This is a genomic window from Streptomyces sp. NPDC005761 (assembly GCF_040630635.1).
Classification (GTDB): domain Bacteria; phylum Actinomycetota; class Actinomycetes; order Streptomycetales; family Streptomycetaceae; genus Streptomyces.
On record NZ_JBEXXX010000008.1, the window covers coordinates 41,499 to 60,667 of the forward strand.

General features: G+C 63.5%; 7 protein-coding genes and 2 pseudogenes. 3 read left to right on the forward strand and 6 right to left on the reverse strand.

Annotated elements, in window-relative coordinates:
* The first annotated feature begins 77 nt into the window (after positions 1-77).
* Both ABZ434_RS10250 and ABZ434_RS10255 read left to right on the forward strand, forming a co-directional pair.
* The gene (locus ABZ434_RS10250) at positions 78-3,875 is read left to right on the forward strand and encodes a CHAT domain-containing protein (protein WP_359133816.1); all 3,798 of its coding nucleotides are present in this window, start codon (positions 78-80) and stop codon (positions 3,873-3,875) included.
* Positions 3,876-4,033: 158 nt separating this feature from the next.
* Positions 4,034-4,838: pseudogene (locus ABZ434_RS10255) on the forward strand (IS5 family transposase).
* A gap of 20 nt (positions 4,839-4,858) precedes the next feature.
* Here ABZ434_RS10255 and ABZ434_RS10260 read toward each other — a convergent pair.
* Positions 4,859-5,200, reverse strand: coding sequence for a hypothetical protein (locus ABZ434_RS10260; RefSeq protein ID WP_359134200.1), 342 nt, complete (start codon positions 5,198-5,200; stop codon positions 4,859-4,861).
* 56 nt (positions 5,201-5,256) lie between these two features.
* Positions 5,257-5,451: pseudogene (locus ABZ434_RS10265) on the reverse strand (transposase); the annotation flags it as partial.
* Positions 5,452-5,573: 122 nt separating this feature from the next.
* Here ABZ434_RS10265 and ABZ434_RS10270 point away from each other — a divergent pair.
* Positions 5,574-6,665, forward strand: a complete 1,092-nt coding sequence (locus tag ABZ434_RS10270; protein ID WP_359133818.1) for an IS630 family transposase — start codon at positions 5,574-5,576, stop codon at positions 6,663-6,665.
* Positions 6,666-7,505: 840 nt separating this feature from the next.
* Here the strand turns inward: ABZ434_RS10270 and brxL are convergent.
* From brxL to brxC, 4 genes are read right to left on the reverse strand one after another with little or no spacing between them, the layout of a single operon-like run.
* The gene (brxL, locus tag ABZ434_RS10275) at positions 7,506-9,650 is read right to left on the reverse strand and encodes a BREX system Lon protease-like protein BrxL (protein ID WP_359133820.1); all 2,145 of its coding nucleotides are present in this window, start codon (positions 9,648-9,650) and stop codon (positions 7,506-7,508) included.
* Positions 9,651-9,663: 13 nt separating this feature from the next.
* Positions 9,664-12,159 carry a BREX-1 system phosphatase PglZ type A gene (gene pglZ / locus ABZ434_RS10280; protein ID WP_359133822.1) on the reverse strand — a complete coding sequence of 832 codons (2,496 nt, stop codon included), beginning with the start codon at positions 12,157-12,159 and terminating at the stop codon, positions 9,664-9,666.
* Positions 12,152-15,679 carry a BREX-1 system adenine-specific DNA-methyltransferase PglX gene (gene pglX / locus ABZ434_RS10285; RefSeq protein ID WP_359133824.1) on the reverse strand — a complete coding sequence of 1,176 codons (3,528 nt, stop codon included), beginning with the start codon at positions 15,677-15,679 and terminating at the stop codon, positions 12,152-12,154. The genes pglZ and pglX overlap by 8 nt, the downstream gene beginning before the upstream one ends.
* Positions 15,679-19,167, reverse strand: a complete 3,489-nt coding sequence (gene brxC, locus ABZ434_RS10290) for a BREX system P-loop protein BrxC (protein ID WP_359133826.1) — start codon at positions 19,165-19,167, stop codon at positions 15,679-15,681. The genes pglX and brxC overlap by 1 nt, the downstream gene beginning before the upstream one ends.
* Positions 19,168-19,169: the final 2 nt, after the last annotated feature.

Genomic DNA, 19,169 nt, shown 5'->3' on the forward strand with positions numbered 1-19,169 from the left:
ATTCAGAGACTCACCTCGGCAGACGCGGACCGTTCAGCAACCAGACCTACCGGAGAATTGAAGTGACAGGACGGTTCATGCAGGGGCGTGAGCAGGACTTCGCAAGAGAGCACGAACTGGAGAAGCGGATTGCCGCAGTCGGGTTACGGCTGGACCGGCTGGCCCGCGAACAGGACCTTGGGGTGGTGCTGGAGCAAGAAGCACTGGTTGAAGCTTGCCAACTTGCCGCGATACTCGGAAATGATGAGTCCGATCTGGAAGGCCATTACGCCCTCGGTTGGTTGCACGCCTTCAGGTACCGGGCACTTCCCGAGGGGGCCGGGCAGCGGGACAGAGAGGAGGCCGTCGCGAAGTTCACGCCCTGCTTCGTGTTCGGCGCGGACGAGGAGGACCTGCCGGACGAACTGCTTCCAGATGTGGCCCAGCGAGCGCTTGCCTTTGCCTGGAGAATCCAGCAAGGGAACGCTTCGCCGAGCCCGGCGCTGCGAGCAAGATTGACCGATCTCCTGCGGCGCATCGCGGCAGCTGTCCCCCGCGGCGAAAGCGAGCACGCGGAAACGCTGTCCAATCTTTCCGTCATCCTGAAATCTCACTTTGACGCAGGTGGCGAATCAGCGGATCTGGAAGCGGCGATTGACGCTGCCCTGGGCGCAGTGGAAAGCACGGGCACAGGACATCCGAACCAGCCGGTCATGCTGTCCAACCTGTCAGGCATGCTGATGGGACGCTTCACCCATCTAGGTAAGGTGGCGGACCTGGACGATGCGATCGAGATTGCTCGATTGGCAGTCCAAGCGGCCGCGGGATCCCCTGCCCACCGGGCTGGCGGACTCAACAATCTGGGCACCGCACTGCAGACTAGGTTCACCGAGAGAGGCATCCTGTCGGACCTGGACGCGGCGATCGAAGATTTCCAGGAAGCGTCAGACCTCTGCGCCGAGGACGACGACAAGGCAGGAGTTCTTCACAACCTTGGGATCGCCTGGCGGGCCCGATATGAAAGTACCGGTGTCCCGGCGGATCTGGAGAACGCGATGGAGTGCTGCCAAGCCGCAGTCGAGGCTGCCTCCGAAGAACATCCTGGGCGCTCCATATTCCTGTCTGGGCTCGGCGGCATCGCGCTAACGCGATTCGAGCGTACCGGGGAAGCAGCCCATCTGGACCGATCCGTGAACGCGTTCCGAGAGGCTCTGGAGCTGCTCCCGCCGGGGCACCGGGCTCGTGGGCTTCGTCTCTCTGGCCTCGGACAAGCGCTCCTAGCGCGATACCGCCTCGTCGGCGACAGATTTGACCTCGAGGCGGCGATCGAAATGAACCGCGCCGCCTCCCGAGAAATCGCCCCGCAGAAGAGCGAGTTCAACGCGGTTCTCAACAACCTGGCCACCTCCCTCTGGCAGCGATTCGAACGCACTGGTCATATGGCCGACCTGGACGAGGCGATCAGCGCGAGTCGCGCTTCCGCACAGGCCACCGCGGACAGTCACGTTGACCGGCCGACCCGTCTGTCCAATGTTGGTCTGATGCTGTGGACTCGGTTCAAGCACACCGGGGCGTCGTCGGACTTGGATGCCGCGATCGAGTTTGCACACGGAGCTGTGAAGACGGCACCTCGTGCACATTCCGCTTTGGCGGCGATGCTGTCCAATCTTGGCGCAGTGTTGTTGCAACGCTACGAACGGAACAGGGACCTTCAAGACCTCGACGAGGTCATCCGAGGGAACCGCGAGGTCCTCAGGATTGTGGAAGCAAGCAGCCCTGATCGCCCTCGTTTCCTCGCGAATCTGTGCACCGCCCTGCATGCCCGCTTTCAGCGCACTGGAAGCGTTGAGGACCTGGACGGCGCGGTCGTGGCGGGACGCGATGCGACCGCCACTGTCCCATCCCACCACCCCGAGCGCCCGAAGTATTTGTCCTTGCTGGGAGGTGTGTTGACCGGCAGGTTCGAGAAGACCGGATCTATAGCGGACCTGGATCAGGCGGTGGTTGCGTGCCAGGCCGCGCTCGACATCTCGCCCGCGGAACATCCAGAGCGCGCCGACTACCTGTTCCAGCTCGGGACGGCCCTGCATCTCCGGTATCAGCAGACTCACTCACCGCACGACTTTGATCCCGCCCTGGCTGCCCACGTGGAAGGTGCGCGAGCCGACGGGTCCAGGCCCTCGATTCGGATTCGGGCCGCTCAGGCAGCGGCCTCAATGACCGGACGCCCAGATCCTGATCTCGCAGCCGAGCTCCTGGCCGGTGCCGTACGCCTGCTACCCGAAGTGGCAGACCGCCGGCTGAGCCGTGGTGACCAGCAGCACGCCATGGGCAAGTGGTCCGGACTGGCCGGAGACGCCGCTGCACTGGCTCTCGATTCTCACGACGGCACACCCGCCGATCGAGCAGTGCAGGCACTGCAGTTGATCGAGGTCGGCCGCGGCGTCCTCCACAGCCAGGCGCTGGACATGCGGAGCGACCTCGCAGAGCTTCGTGAGCGCCATCCCGACCTGGCCCATCGCTTCGAGGCGCTGCGGGACGATCTCGACCGGCCGATGGAAATGGCCTCCCCCACGAAGCCCCAGGGCCGAGTTAGCGCGGCCGTACGTGCGGTCGATGCTCAGGAGCAACGACGCAACCGGGCCGCCCAACTTCAGGCCACGCTGGACAACATCCGAATGCAGGACGGATTCGCCAGCTTTGCTCGTCCCCCCGCCGTCAGTGAGCTTCTAGCACAAGCCAACTCCGGCCCAGTGGTGAGCTTCAACGTCAGCAACTATCGCAGCGACGCATTGCTGTTGACGTCCGATGGAATCGAGTCCCTGAACCTGCCCGACCTCACGTACGACCTCGTCATCGACCAGATACAGACCTTCCACAGGGCCCTGGAAACCGTTGCGGATCCGCACTCGACGCCCCTCGCTCGGAAAGAGGCGCAAGCGGCGCTTCACGCTGTCTTGGGGTGGCTGTGGGACGCGGCGGTCGAACCGGTCCTGCGTAGCCTCGGTTTCACTCGTGAGCCCACTCCTGCCCAGCCGTGGCCCCGCGTCTGGTGGGCACCTGGCGGGCTTCTCTCATTGCTACCCCTGCACGCTGCAGGCCATCTTTCCGAGCCGCTCCGGGCGGGCTTGGAAGACAGCGAACCGCGGACGGTCATGGACCGCGTCGTCTCCTCGTACACCACCACTATTCGCGCACTGCACCACGCACGCCGTCATCGGGCCTCCACGCCGTCCGTGAGCCGGGCATTGATCGTGGCCATGCCCACCACTCCGGGCGTCCAAGGCCGCCTGGACCACGTCTCGGAAGAAGCCGAAATGCTGTGCGGCCTGCTGCCCGAGTCGACGCTCCTGATGGAGCCGGGCGCAGAGGCTGACGGCATGACCGCCCCCGGTTCGGAGACACGACCGACCAAGGCGCGGGTCCTGAAGTCTCTCTCCGATTGTGGGGTCGTTCATTTCGCATGTCACGGCGCCCACGACCCCGACGATCCGTCCCAAAGTCTGTTGCTTCTGCACGACCACGAACGTGATCCGCTCACGGTGGCGAGCCTCGCAGCAGTGAGGACGGACTCGGCCCACCTGGCCTATTTGTCAGCGTGCCGAACAGCGTTCATGGAATCCGTAGAGCTGATCGATGAGGCCATCCACCTCACATCGGCCTTTCAGCTTGCCGGTTTCCCCCACGTCGTTGGCACCCTCTGGGAGATAAACGACGAGGTGGCCTCACATATGGCAGCCGATTTCTATGCTGAGCTCGGCGGGGGCACCGACCCGCATGGTGGCCTCGACATAGATGCAGCTGCCCGTGCTCTGCACCGCACTGTGCGTAATTTCCGTGATCGATATCCAAGGTCCCCTTACCTCTGGGCGGCACACCTGCACGCCGGGATCTGAAAGTCGGCGGTGGCGCGGCTGCTGAGCCGCGGCATCGATATGTACACAGCTGGGGATGCTGCTCGAACCTCGATCACGACTAGGGCCTGTCTGGAGTTGAAATCTTTGTGGGCTGATTCGAGCTATCGAACTGGCGCTTGACTGGTAGAACCGTCGGTGTGACGCGACGCCAGCTGAGCGACAGTGAGTGGGAGTTGATCGAGTCGATTCTGCCGGTCGGACAGTACGGCCCGTACCCGCAGCGGCTGCGTAAGCAGTGCGAGGGCTTGGTGTGGCGGTTCCGGACCGGCAGCCAGTGGCGGGAGATGCCGCGGGAGGAGTTCGGGGCCTGGCAGACGGTCTACGAGCGCTTTGCCCAGTGGCGGGACGCGGGCGTGTTCGCCGCGCTGATGGAGGGGATGATCGCCGAGGCCGCCCGACGCGGCCAGGCGGACATGTCGTTGGTGAGCGTGGACTCCACGGTGGCGCGTGCGCATCGACGCGGCCGAGATGGTGGTGGACCCGGAGGTCCTGACGGCGCTGGAGGAGGCTGCGGCGGAGAAAAAGGGCAGCGAAATCCGGGCAGGCCGCCGACAGTCCTCAGTTCGTCGCGGTACTGAAAAACGTCAGGGTGCGCGGGCCCGTCGGCCGCCCCCGCACCCGCCCCGACGCGGATGCTGCCGACTGGGCGTACCTTTCCCGGCCGACCGCGCCCACCTGAGCAAACACGGCATCAAGGCCGTGATCCCGGAGAAGGCCGACCAGGCCGCCAACCGCAAGAAGCGCGGCAGCGCCGGCGGCCGACCGGTGTCCCACAACGCCGAGCAGTACAAGGACCGCAACACCGTGGAGCGCTGCATTGACAGGATCCGGGCCTGGCGGGGCCTGGCCACGCGCTACGACAAGATACCCGACAGCTACATGGCAGGGCTCCAACTACGCAGCTCGATCATCTGGATGTGCAGCCTCGACCCCGCCACGTGATGCACAACTCCAGACAGGCTCTAGAAGGCACGAAGCTCGAAGCTGATCCCCATGCCGTCGAGGTCGCTTTCGAGCCGCCAGCAAACGTCGCTCTCGTAAAAGCTCGCTGCATCGCCGTTCCCCTCAGCGGGGTCGATCTTGTCCATCTCGGGGACGTCGTAGGCCATCGTGTACCCGGCCTCCGTGTCGGTCCACTGGACCCGGACCACCATGACCGCTGTGCCGATGTCGTAGTTGTCGTTCCCGTGGTTTTTAGCGATGTACTCGAACGGGTACGTGAACGTATAGCTGTCGTCCTTCTTGATCGACCGCAGGTAGTCCTGCTCGTTCTCGAAGCCATAGTTGTTCGACTCACTCCACATGGAAGGAGCGTAATGCCCTGCAGCCCTGCCAGAGTCGACACTATGGGCCAGTAGGCAAAGCGCTCGTAGACCGTCTGCCAGGCCCCGAACTCCTCCCGCGGCATCTCCCGCCACTGGCTACCGGTCCGGAACCGCCACACCAAGCCCTCGCACTGCTTACGCAGCCGCTGCGGGTACGGGCCGTACTGTCCGACCGGCAGAATCGACTCGATCAACTCCCACTCACTGTCGCTCAGCTGGCGTCGCGTCACACCGACGGTTCTACCAGTCAAGCGCCAGTTCGATAGCCCGAATCAGCCCACAAAGATTTCAACTCCAGACAGGCCCTAGTGTTCTGAGTCAGGGATTCAGTTCAGATGTATAGGCTTGCCCTATGGTGCGGACGGGACGGCCGAAGGCCGAGTTGACGTTGTCGGGTGAGGAGCGGGCCGCACTCGAGGAGTGGGTGCGGCGCCGGTCCACGCCGCAGGCGTGGGCCTTGCGGTGTCGGATCATCCTGGCCTGTGCAACCGGGGCTTCGAACAAGGATGTTGCGGAGCAGTTGGGCACGACGCCTCATGCGGTGGGCCGTTGGCGGGCCCGGTTCGTGCAGTATCGGATAGCCGGTCTGGGTGACATGCCGCGTCCGGGCGGCCCGAGAACGGTGACGGACGAACAGGTCGCCGCAGTCGTCACCAAGACGCTGGAGTCCACCCCGAAGAACGCGACGCACTGGTCGACGCGGTCCATGGCGAAAGAGATGGGTCTTTCGCAGTCGTCGGTGTCACGGATCTGGCGGGCGTTCGGGCTGCAGCCGCACAGATCGGAGACCTTCAAACTGTCGACCGATCCGTACTTCGTCGACAAGGTCCACGACGTCGTTGGGTTGTATCTGGACCCGCCCGAGCGGGCATTGGTGTTCTGCGTGGACGAGAAGTCGCAGATCCAGGCCCTGGACCGGTCCCAGCCCGTGCTGCCGATGATGCCCGGGGTTCCCGAGCGGGCAACCCACGACTACGTCCGCGCCGGCACCACCACACTGTTCGCCGCCCTCGAGGTCGCTACCGGCAAGGTGATCGGCTCGCTGCACCGCCGGCATCGCGCCGAGGAGTTCAAGAAGTTCCTGGCCAAGCTCGACAAGGAAGTACCCGCCGGTCTGGACATCCACCTGATCTGCGACAACTACGCCACCCACAAGACTCCCGCCATCAAGAAGTGGCTGCTGGCTCACCCCAGGTTCCATCTGCACTTCACACCGACGGGCTCGTCCTGGCTGAATCTCGTCGAGCGGTGGTTCGCCGAACTCACCAACAAGCAGATACGGCGAGGCGTCCACAAATCCGTCCAGGCCCTGGAAAAGGACATCCGCAACTGGATCGCAGCCTGGAACACAGACCCCAAGCCATACGTCTGGACGAAGACCTCCGACGAGATCCTCGAACGCCTCGCCTCATATCTGAACAGAATCCCTGACTCAGAACACTAGCGCGAGTGCGCGGTGCGGGGTGGGTCTCGACGTGATGGGCGGCCCGCTTTCGCGGTGACCTTGCACGCCAGCCCTCGCCGACGGAGCGTAGGCCATAGGGCAGGGCGCACTGAAGTCCTCATCCGGTATGACGGAGATCAGCCGCCACAACGCGCGTCGGCCGGCTGCGTTGCGGTGGAGTATCAGTCCTGGGGTACGGGTCTCACGCTGGGTGCGATCGACCTGCCGCGGTCCGCCATCGCGACGGCGTTTGCCAGAGCCGACTCATCGCCTCTGATGTGGCTGTGCCAGTACCCCTTCAGGGCTCGACGGGCATGTGCCCACGCCTGTCGCGTCGCTTCAAGGGGGTTCTCGGGCCGGCGGGTGGGGCTGCAGTGACCCGCTGCGGAACCCGTGGGCCCAGAGGCATCGGTCCATGAGTTTTCGGGACGTGCACCGCCGCTGAATGAGAATGTTCGTGGGTGGGTGCTTCGTACGGCTAGGGGCGCCCTCACCGACTGGTGTTCCTTCGCCGCGATCTGGCCGTCGGCCCGCGCATCGACCTCCTCGGCTCATGCCTCGCGCCGGTCGCCGGCACCGAGTACCAGGACCGGGAACCGGACGAGAACGCCCTGTATGCGGGACCGAATGCGACCCGGAGGCAACTCAGGGTGCCCTGATGGACCAGCGCTTGGGGCGGCGTCCGGAAGACTGCGCTTACGCACTGCGAGGGCGCGCAAGAGCATCTCGGGCGGCGCTGGGCAGTGTCGCAGAATCCCGTTTCCGCTGATCAAAGATGTTCGCCCTTGACCGGCGTGACGCCCAGTCCACCGGAGTCCTGGCCAGGCAGTCACGCCTCAATCACTTGCCCTCGCGAATGTAGGTCGCACCGAACGTCTTCACCTGGCGGTACTCCTGGAGCCGGGTCGCGAGGTCGAACGCGTCACCGGTGACGTACTGGAAGATGTCGAGGCCGCGCCCTAGCACGATTTTCCAGCCAGTGTCGGTGACGATCGACCGGTCGTGGATCGTGTTTGTGAACGAGACGTCGAGGTTGATGCCGCCGGCTGCTGCGCCCTGCTTAACCTTGACCAGGAGCTCAAGTTGCTTGCGGACCTTGTCCTCGCCGCCGTTGCTCTCTGAGGTGATGAGCTTGACGTTGACCTCGTCGGCGGCGTCCTTGATGACGGCGATCCCCTCGATGAGTTCCATGAGGTTGCGAGCCTGGTGGAACTGTCGAATGTAGGGGTCTGTGATCGTAATCTGCCCGGCTCCACGCAGGTACGGAGCGAGCAGCGTGTCGAACGAGACGCCGCGCTGGTTCTCCTGAAACTCACGGTGCCCCTCGAACAGCGGAGCCACCACATGCGCGTGCTCATCCGGGGTCTCGTCATGGACGGCGGGCACCGTCACGCCTGTCGGCGGTTCGATCGCGCTATCAGCAGCCCCCGAACCTTCGCGGCGGTCGCGATGGTAGTACGCCGGATATTCTTCCTCCTCCAGGGTCGAGACCGTGTGCCAGGTTCCGCTCCTGTCCAGGTACCCGAACTTGACATCGGCCATGGTCGAGTCGATCCGCAGGATCTGGTCCTTGACGCGCTTGCGTCCCTCGATCGCGAACCGCAGGATCTCCTCTATCTCCTCAGGCGCGGCCTCCCCGTGCGGGTAGAGGATCTTCATCAGCCCGGAGAACGTCTTGTGGATCCCGTCACGGTCACGCGTCGAGATGTCCGACGAGAGCGAGAAGTGCTGCTGGTAGCGGTCCGAGTAGTCCTGGGAGCGCATCGACTTGAGCACTTCGGCGATATAGTCGACGACGAATCCGTAGCCTTCCGAGAACATCTCCCCGCGGATGGTGTCGACCTCCCACCCAGGGCTGTAGTGGTGCAGCCGGTCGAGGTAGGCGGAGTCGTGGTAGCTCTCGGGCAGCTCGTCGAACAGGTCGGAGTGCTTGAGCATGTACGGCACGGTGTGGGAGGTGTTGCCGACGAACACCATCGACGCCTCAGCACCGAGCGTCTCGACGCCGCGGGAGAACGACTTGTTCGCCATGTAGTTCTTCATGATGTCGACGAGCGCCCTGTCGGCGCGCTTCTTCTTGCCGGCGAACTCATCGAACGCGACGACATCCCAATAGCCGACCAGGCCGATGCGCCCGTTGGCATTGTTGACGAACAGCTTCGGCACGGTGACCTCGCCACCGGAGATGAGCATGCCGTGGGGCGAGAACTCCGAGAAGATGTGGGACTTGCCGGTTCCCTTGGGGCCAAGCTCGACGAGGTTGTAGTTACGCTCCACGAACGGGATGAGCCGCACGAGCTGGATGAGCTTGGCCCTTCTCCCGAACAACTCGGGATTGAACCCGATGGACTGCACGAGTAGGTCGATCCACTCGTCGGTGGTGAACGCGCGCCGAGCCGCCAGGTAGCCCTCGACGTCGAAGTTCGACAACTGGATGGGCTTGATCGAACCAAGTATCCACGGCACAACCCGCGAGTCGTCACTGTGGAAGTACTCGATGTCGCAGATGCACCAAACTCCTCCGACGAGCAGCTTCGGGTGCGCCTTGATCGTGGTGGGCTCGACAAGTACGCCCTTGATGCCGAGGTTAGCGAACTCGGCCTGGTAGACGTCGTCCTTCTCGTTGAGCGTGGCCGTGACCTTGTCAATAACGCGGTGCCGCCCGCGCTCGCGGATCGTGGACTTCACCAGTTCGGACTGGTTCCGGTGCACGTAGTGGTCGGCCAGGATCTTGCGCACCGTGTCGATGCCCGCCTGGATGGTGGCCTCATCGTCGGATGCCGCGTACTGCCCAAGCAGGTATTCCAGCACGTAGGAGGGCACGATGGCGTTGCCTTTGACGGCCTTCACCAGGTCCTTGCGCACGACCGCTCCCGGGAAATGCCGGTTGATCTTGCGGTCCAGCTCGCTCTGCGTCGGCACGGCATCGACTGGCGCGTCTAGGCCGACGGATGCCTCCTGGCTGACCTCACTCACTTCGCTCATGGCTGCACCCTCCTTAGAAGTCGAAGTCCGAGGCGAATGAGCGCTTCAGCGTGTACATCGCCTTGGCGTAGACGCGCCATTGGTTGGTGTTGGGGATCAGTTCCTCCAGGCGGAACTCGACTGCCCGGTTGTTGTAGTCGTTCGCATCCCGGCTGAGCAGCATGACCGCGCGCTGGTAACGGTCTCGCTTGTCGGTCGACTCCTGGTCGAACACCAGCGCGGCGTGGTTCGAGACGAGGGTCTCACCGACGTAGAGGCCCGCCCGCACCGTGCGTGGCTGGACCTTCTCGCTCGCCGGCTCGCTCTGAAAGAGCTTCACCACCAACTGCCCGGTCGTGATCTTGTCCGACTCGGGCAGGATCTCCACGTTGACCAAGCGGGTGTCGCTCTTACGCTTCTTGTTGATCGCCAGCACGGGCACGACGATCTCCTGGAGAGTCGCGCCGCCGTGGACGAACCTCGCGCCGGAACCCTTGAGCCGCAGCCTGTGGATCGACTTCGGTACCTGCACTTCGTAGTTGCTGTCGAGCCCGAGCTGCGCAGAGGTGAACGTCTTGAACGCCGGGTCGGGTTTCAGCCCTGTGCCCAGCACGTAGCGGCGTGCCTGCACGGCGATGTTGTCGCCCTGCGGGGCGACCGACAGGTAGCCGGCGTCGTCGAGTGCGGAGTCCTGGAAGAGGAAGCCGTGGTCGGCGGTCACGAGGATGTTGGTTGCGTCGGCGCTTGCGAGGCGCTTGACCAGGTCGACAAGCTCTTCCAGCGTCTTCTCTGCGGCCTCGAAAACCTGCCGCTCGGTGCCCTGCTTGTCGCCGATCGCGTCGATGCGGTTGTGGTAGACGTACAGCACCTGGTGCTGCCGGTAAAGTTCGCGAATCTCATCGCGGGTCATGCCGAGCAGGTCTTCAGCGGGGATCGCCGTGCCCCGCACGCTGGCGAGGATCTTGCTGCGGTTGCCAGTGCCTGACGACGGCTGGCCATCCACATCGACGAGATCACCCTTGCCGGAATGCCCGACCCTGGTGTGCGGCAAGAGCGCGGCCATCCCGAGCTGGGTGTAGCTCGGCAGCACACCCAGAACGGCATCAAGGGTCGCGTCGAAACGGTCCTCCTGGCGGATACGCGAACCCAGCTCGTCGGCGACCTCGTAGCGCAGGGCGTCGGAGATGATGACGACGGCCTTACGCCGGCCGTCCCGCGTGATGGGCCTGACGTGGTCGGCGAAGAACGAGGTCTGCGGCCGGAGCACGGCGGAACGCCACCGGTCGACGCCATCGACATGCTGCTGCCACGCCGCGCCGAGGGTGTACAGGAACTTGTTCGCATAGAACGACTCGACCTGCGCCCGCAGCCCTTCCAGCGGCCCGGTGTGCTCGGCGGTGCGGGCCGCGTAGGTGAACTGCCGGTAGAACTGATCGATGCGGAACCAGTCTCGCCGGTACCGCTCCAAGCCCTCATCGAACGACTGCATCGACAGGCTGAGCGCGCTGAGCGCGGTCATCAGGTCAGAAGCGCTACCGATCGCGGCGTACAGCCTGCGATACCCGTCGATCCAGAAGCTGCTCTGACGCCCGCGAACGACTTCAGTGACTTCGCGGGCCGTGACCGCTCGGTCGGCTACGGCGCGCGCAAGATCACTGATGATCTTCTGGTCGACCTCCTCGAACAGGTCGTTGCCCAGCAGATCTCGGAAGCTTGCGTCCTGGATGGTGCTCAAGTAGTCCAGGTCTCCGGCCGCCCGCCTCGCAAGTGTGGTCATCGCCTTCTCGCTCCGCCGGTCATTGCGCAAACTGGCGAAGTCGAGCTGGATGTCCCGTAGCCCTCCGGGGCGTTCTGACTTGAACCCGTCGACGGCCTGCCGGAACATCCACAGCACGAAGTCTTCGAGGCTCGGGCTCGGCGACGTGTACCCGTAGATCGACCCGACTCCCCGCCAGTAGAAGTGGTCGAGGCCGTACTCGACGAGCGCGCCGTATTTCGCGCTCGCACCACTGGCGTTCTCGATGAGCAACGTACGGGTGATTTCCAGCAGGCTGTGCTCTCGCTGACCGAGCAGAACCACGGACATCTTGGCTTGCAGCTTCCGGGTGTCATCGTCAGCGTTGAGTAGCGCCTTGAGGCTCTGCACTCGCTTGGGCGCCTGGAAGAACTTCTCGTGAGATTGCACTATCTCGCCGACGCCGTCGCCGTTGATCCCTAGTTCCTGCTGCACCAACGAGGTGCGGTCCGCAGTGAATACCCCGTAAGCCAGCTCCAGGTCGAGCAACCAGTTGCCGATTCCCGCTGGCACGGCGCCCGAGCGGTAGACGAGGAACTTCCCCTCGGGCTCCGAGTGCAGCAGCCGGCTCTTGACCGCGTACTCGTCGTTGGCGACACGTACGATCTCGACGCCATCCAAGTCGAGTGAGTCAAGGTCGGCGGCGTACTCGCCCTCGGGGTCGTGCCAGAACACCACCCGGTGCGTCTCGAAGCGACGCTCCAAGTGGGACCGAACGACGGATGCCTCAGCCATCGCTTGCCTCGAGACCGGGGATTTTCTTCAAGGCGGCACCGAGTTTCGGGTAGTTGGCCTTTACCCCGTCATCGAGGTCGATCTGTACCTGCTGGGTCGCCAGCGGGTACAGCACGTCGTGCTCGTACTCGTCAAGTTCGAGCAATACCTTGCGTAGGCGGTCCACCTCCTTCTCCGCGGCACCCCTCTCCCGCGGCGTGCCGGAGCCGGCAGCAAGGCGCTCGTGGTGCTGTCGGCTGGCCTCCAGTTTCGCCTTGAACTCGCGCAGGTACTCGTTGAGCACGGTCGAGGCCGTGGACGGCGAGTAGCGGTGTATGTAGACGAGGGCATTGAACGATCCCTTGGGGCTGGAGAACAGCCAGTAGATCGGCCGCTTCTTGTACCGCTGAACGTGGTCTTTGTAGAACGACTTCACGAAGTAGTCGCGCAAGTCCTTGACACCGAGCGACTCGGTGACGAAGCGCAGGTTCTCCTCGAAGTGCTGGCCACCGAACGCCACCCGGAGGAACTGCCGGAACCGCGCCACGATGTCGTCCTCGAACCAATCGCCGTCGACGATCGGGATCACATTGTCCTTGTCGGGCATGAACGACGGGTTCGGCACCTTAGCCAGATAGTCCTGCAGCGTGTCGCCCTGGTCTGCGAGGATCAGTCCCGGCTCATCGAGGCTGTAGCGCCCGAAGACGCAACCGACCGCATACGACAGGAAATCGACGAGCGAATCCGCGATGCGAATCTCTTCGTAGTCCGACCGGCCCGGTCCGTACCTGAACGGCGGATTGACCCGAAGCGTCACCTCGCTCTCCTCGACCCGGGGATCGAGTTCACCTTCCAGTCCGAACGCGCGAATGAAGGTTTCGTTGTTGCGCTCTTCGAGCCGGCGCTGCACATCGACCAGATCCAGCTCGACCGCCCGGTGGTGTGCGAGCACCGACGCCAACGCGGATTCACCATTGTCCGACGCGGCCACCAAGGGATTCACGCGGAAGTTCCAGGAAATCTCCTGCGCGTCCCAGTCCTGACGCGAACCCTCGATGAGTCCGGAAACAACACTGTCGACGTCCGGTTGATCGACTTTCTGTGGAAGCGGAAGTCGTGCAATATCGCCGGATTGGAAGTTGAGGGTCGGCGCAATAGCCTCAAGGGCAGCCTCGGAAACCTTGGAGTTCAAGAAACCTAGGAAGAGTCTCCGTTGCTGCTCCGAATCCGCGAAGAGGGACATGCCGGCACCATCGAACACGAATCCTTCGGGGAAGTGCCTGAACGATGGTGACGAGCCAGCGATCTTCGACCACGACACTGACGGATGGAAGTAGAACTGCCGCGACGGGAGGTGATTCCCCTGCCTACTCAAGATGTCGTAGCTGTGGGAATCAAAGGCGACAACCGACTGCTGGTTCCCGTACCACTTTCGGTACGAACCTCCCTTGTTGTACGGGAACCACTTCCTCCCGGAGCCATGTGCGACTTCCGTGCTCGGCGCGTCGAGGAAACTGCGTCCGGAGTCGACCTCCCACCAGTTCCGGACGAAGCGCGCGTTCTCTCCAGTGTTCATGCCGCAGCGCGGCTCCGCGACACTGCCCAGCAGTTCGTTGCCGGTCATCGCGTGGAGTAGGACAGGACTCATCCAATACGCGATCACCGCGCCGGGCAACGCGGCGAGGTCCGAGTTCCTGACTCGGTACAGGATGTCTCGACTCTCCCCCGCCGCGACCCGGCGCAGTTCACTCGCCTTCTCGGATTCCCTCGCACCCCTGACAAGCCGGACGTAAGTTCCGTGGAAGGGATTGCGCTGTGAGTCGACCGCGATGACGAACGCCGTGGTGGACACAACCTCCCCACCGATGCTGTCGAACGCGTTGGTCCCCAGATGAGCCATCGAGGAAATCTGGTGACCGTCGGCGATCTGCTTCCTGAGCTTTGCGAACGACGACAGGAACATCCACGACTGCATCGTGATCATGGCCACTCGTCCGTTCGAGACGGACAAGTCAATGTTGCGCTCGATGAAAGCTGCGAAGAGGTCGGACTTCGAGCGGGGGAACTTGGCCTTGACGAAGTCGCTCAGGCGGGAATCCATGTTTCCAGTACCCATATATGGCGGGTTCGCGACGACGACGTGGTAACGGGGAGAGAGGTACTCCGCCTGCCGTATGACCTTGTGTGCACGCTCCCGAAGCTCATCGCCGATGATGTCGCCGTCGTCCGACCTCTGCGCATCGAGGTACTCCCTGAGCGGCTCGATCAGTTCCTCGCGTGGGCGGATGAGTGATCCGACGGTGTCAGCGTGCCGGAACTGGTTCCAGAACACCTCCTCGGCCGCGCGGTCGCCACCGCGGGTGACGCACGTGTCTTTCAGCTCGTCCGGGGTGAACGAAATAGGTTCGAGCACGCAGATGTTCGGCTCGACCTGTTTGTTGAAGAAGGTACGCTTGCGGGCGCGCGCCTTCATTGTGAGAGCGAACGCGGCCAAAGCTCCCGCGCGAGGGTCGATCTCGGTACCGTAAAGGTTGTTGGCGAGGATCAGCCCGGGGATATCAGACGGCGCGTAGCCCTCTTCCTCATATATGGCATAGAGCAGCTCGAACGCGTAGGTGAGCATGTGGCCGGAGCCGCATGCGGGGTCGATGATCTTCAGCTCTTCGGGGCTGGAGACCTTGAGGTAGTCGCTTTCCTCGTCGGCCGGGGCGATGTAGTAGTCCATCTGGTCGGCGAGCTGCGAAGCGGGCCGGTTGAGCAGCCAAAGCCGTCCGAGGGAGTTCTCGACGAGGTAGCGGACAATCCAGTGTGGGGTGAAGAGCTGGGTGGCGGCGGGGATCTCGGCAGCGCCGGCCTTTTTGTTCTTCTTGAACCCGGCGAAGACCTCGTCCTTACGCTCGGAGATGTAGAACTGGTACAACCAGCCGATGACCTCGACGTCTTGGCAGACGTCCTCGTTGAGTACGGTGACAACGCGGGCTAGCACGGAGTCGTCTGCGAGCAGGTTGGCGGGGATGAGTAGCTCGGTGTAGTCGCCCTCGCGCTCAAACATGAACGGCATGGCACGGTTCCAGTGACGGCAGTACTCCGCGAGCAGCAGCGAGTACGCCTCGCCTTGCGGGTCGTCGCTGCGGCGCGTGCCATTGAGCAAGGTCGTCACGGTCTCGACGGTGCGCTGGTCGGTGACGACCGTGCTGTCGATGTTCCCGCGCTTAGCTTCGGCAAGGATCTCCGGCTGGCCGGCCTCGCGGCCTCGTTCGGGTGAGACGACGCTGACGCCGGTGTAGCCATTGGCGTCCATGAACCGCAGCGCGATGATGCGGTTGAACCAGGTGTAGGCGACCTTGTCCGCTACGGCGGCGCGGCCTCTGTCACCGCCGCCAGTCGCATTGACGGCCTTCTCCAGTGCCACGACGGCGCTGCGCTGCTCGACACGCTCGGGCGAGGCAGGGGCGAGTACGACCGCGATGCGAGCCTCCACCTCACGGATGAGTGCGGTGCGGGCCCAGGCAGCGAAAGACTTGAGCGGAGCGGTTTCCATCAGAGCGCGATTCGCTTTCCGTCGTTGAGCGTGGACAGCAGGGCACTACGGAGCGCTTCGAGGTACCGGTCGACGTCCTCGGGGGTCTCCAGCACGCCGTGGGCATCCGGCACCGTGATGGTCTTGACCGAGACGGTCTGCTTGACCGGCACGGGTGCGGGGTCGTCGGTGCCGCCAGTGGGGCGGGCGGAAGAGACGAGCTGATCGAGCAGCGCAGGGTAGGTCTTCTCCTCGAAGCTGTTCCCCTGCTCGCGGATGAGCGCGATCTGCCTTTCGCTGCTGAGTCGATCGATGAGCTGGTCGATCGTACGAACGGCCCTCTGCTTTGCGTCCTCCGTGGCGTTCTCGTAGTAGGCGCTGCCGAGAACCTCGGTCTTGCGTCCCTCAATGGCCTCAATCACCGTGGCACGGTTGGTCGCGAGTGCTTCGTCGACCTGCTTGCCGAGCGCCTCAGCGGCTCGCTTGAGCTGGATCATGCGGTTACCGCGGAACGCGTTGGGGTCTTCGAGTAGCCGTTTCACCTCGGCGTCGCTGCCAGCGGGCAGGTAGCCGAGGTTGTTCGTGCTCGCCGTGAGCTGAGTGACGGCTTCGTCGTAGATGGCGCGCTGGCCTCCGTTGAGGAACGACTGGATCGGGTCGATCACGGATTCCTTAACGTCGAGCAGTTCGTCGCAGAGACCGAACTCGGTCAGGTACCACTCGTCGGGCTTGCCAACGACCTGTTCGAGCAGCGCGATCGGGGCGGCCAACTGCTCCACGAACGGGTACTTCGACCCGTTCACGCACGCCTTCAGCTCGTCGAGTTTGCCGCGCAGCTTGTCGCTGCCATGCCGGGCAAGCTCAAGCGGGTCCTTCGACGCGGTTGTCTCGTCGAAGAAGTCGGTGCAGAACTTACGGAGCGTCGCGACCTTGCGCTCGTCGAAGACCTTCTGGAGAGCCACCACCGCGTGCGAGTGCTTCTGCGTGTTACGCAGCACCGCCGTGACCTCGGTGCGCTTCAAAGCGTTCCCATCGACGATGATCGTGAGCTTCGAGGTGCCGACGAGCCAGGCGGTGACGACCTCGATCGAGGCGAGGTCCCAACCGTAGGGCTTTGCCTGGAACGCACCCACAATCGTCTTGACGGTCGCCTGCTCGCCGAGCCGGTCTCGTTGCATAACGAACGAGAACACTTCGTCACCCGGGGTTGCGAGCTTTGACAGAGACGGGTCGTCGAACATGCCCGACTGGTCGGGGTTGGCGAACATGGCGACCTGCTGCTCGCCGTAGGTCGCCCCGCCGAGCAGGCTGAGCTGGGTATAGGTACGGCTGACGAGGTCTTGGAACCCGTCGGTCACACGGGCGATGGCGTCCTGAGTTGCGGAGGTCACGTCGGCGGCGTTGATCACGAGCTCTGCCTTGCCGACTGCGCGGCGGATGCGCACGACGAGTTCCTTCTCGCGGTCGACGTTCTGCGCTGCCTTGGAGCGCAGGATCTGGTCTTCGATCGCCGTGAGCGAGGTCGTCTGCTTGCGCTTGGTGTACTTCTCGGTCTTGATGAGTAGCCGCAGATCAGACTGGGCGCGCTCGTCAGGTTCCAGGATGACGCGCAGCTCGTCTTTGCCGGCGCTGTGCATCCGGGTCTCTTCGGGGCCGTACGGGTACTCGGGGGTGATGAAGTGAACCGTCAGCTCGTGCTGCTTCCCGTATACCTGGTCGTCGAGCTTGTAGCCGAACGGGAAGTCCTGGCCGTTCTTGGCGTACCGCAGCTTGCTGGTGCGGATGACTTCGCCCGAGAGGATCTTGAACAGGCGACCGTTGACCTCGGAGGCGTCGATGTCGACGTTCTTGATTTCTTCCTCGATGACCTGTTCTTCGTTGGTTAGGTACTCGTAGACGTTGCCGTTGCGCTGCACGTACGTCTGCGTCTCCAGCAGCGCCAGGGCCTCCTGTACCTGCCTGGACAGCGCGGGCAGGTCAAGCCCGAACCGGTCGTAGACCAGCACGGTCAGATTGCGCAGGGTCGCGTGGAAGCCCTCGACGTACTTGACCAGGAACAGCGCCTTGAGCAGGCGCACGGCAAGCTCGTTGTCGAGGTTGCGCTCGGCGACGTCGATCGAGCGCTGCGCTGCGGACTTCAGCGAGGCCCGGATGCCCGCGAACATGTGGTCGAACGTCGCGAGCCTGCCGACCTCGACATCGCCGACGTCCTTGACGACCTGCTGCACGACGCCGAGCATGGAGCGCTCACCGACCGAGCTGTTGCGGCCCTCGAACACGTTGTGGTCCGAGATACCCTCTATCGCCGCCTGGAAGAGCGGGAACTGGTAACTGACGAATGGGTACGTACCGGCAAAGTGCGCCTCGTCAGCGTAGTTGCGGTACGTCTTCGCACCGTCAACGAAGTCGAACAGCGTCTTGAAATTCGCGTGCTGCTCGGCGTATATCTTCGCCAGGGCGGACTCGCCGGCCTCGTTCTTCTCCAGAAGACGCTTGCGGATGACCTCCTCAACATCGGCACTGGTGAGTTTCACCCGAGTCCTGAATCGCGCCTGGATCTTGGAGAAGTCGTTGCCCTGCTGCTTGGTGCGGTCGCCGACGACCTTGTCCATGTCCTCCTGGGAGGTGACGAACACCCACGCACGCCCCTGGCACTTGGTGTTCAGAGACTCGGCGATCGTCTGGAGGTTCAGCATCAGGTGCGTGTCCGACCCGATGAACTGGCCGACCTCGTCTACGAAGAAGTTCAGCCGGAAGCCCTCGTCCTGCTTGTCGAGCCATGCCTTGACCTCGTTGGCGAAGTCTTCGATCGACACCGAGTACTCGTTGCGGTACTTCGTCAGGATGTTGGTCGGCGTCGCCTCGGTCTGGCCGCTGACTTCGGCGTACGCCTTGGCCACATTGGCCTCTTCGAGCACACCCTCCTCGCGGCCGTGCACCCAGTCGCGTCCCGCGATCCGTGCGTACGCAGCCTTGAACGCCCCGTACTGGCCGCGGTTGTCCAGATCCCGCTCGAATCGTGCCACGTGGCCCTGGTTGCCGTAGTATCCGCGGCTCTCGTCGAAGACCTTGACGAACACCTTCAACAGCGCGTCGGCCTGGTCCTTCGTGATGAGCGTGGCCTTCTGGTCGATGTTGAACAGCAGGCTCTTGGCGGGGATGCGGTCGGCCTTGGTCAACAAAGCCGGGAGAAACGCATCCTGTGCCTTGGACTGGAAGCTCTCGGACACACGCTTCCGCGGGAACTCCTGCCCGTCTACGTCGCCGAGCAAGTGGGCGAGCATCTTGAGCAAGTGGGACTTACCGGAGCCGAAGAAGCCCGAGATCCACACGCCGTTCGCGTTGGTGTAGTTCGTGTACGCCTCAAGCAGGAGTTCGAGGCCCTTTGCGGCCTCGTTGGTCACAACGTACTCGTCTACCTCGGTACCCAGGTGCGCGGTGTCGTCAGCCTTGATGACGCCCTCGATCGGGCGCTGGACATCCTTGGCGAAGATCCCGTTCAGCTTCATCG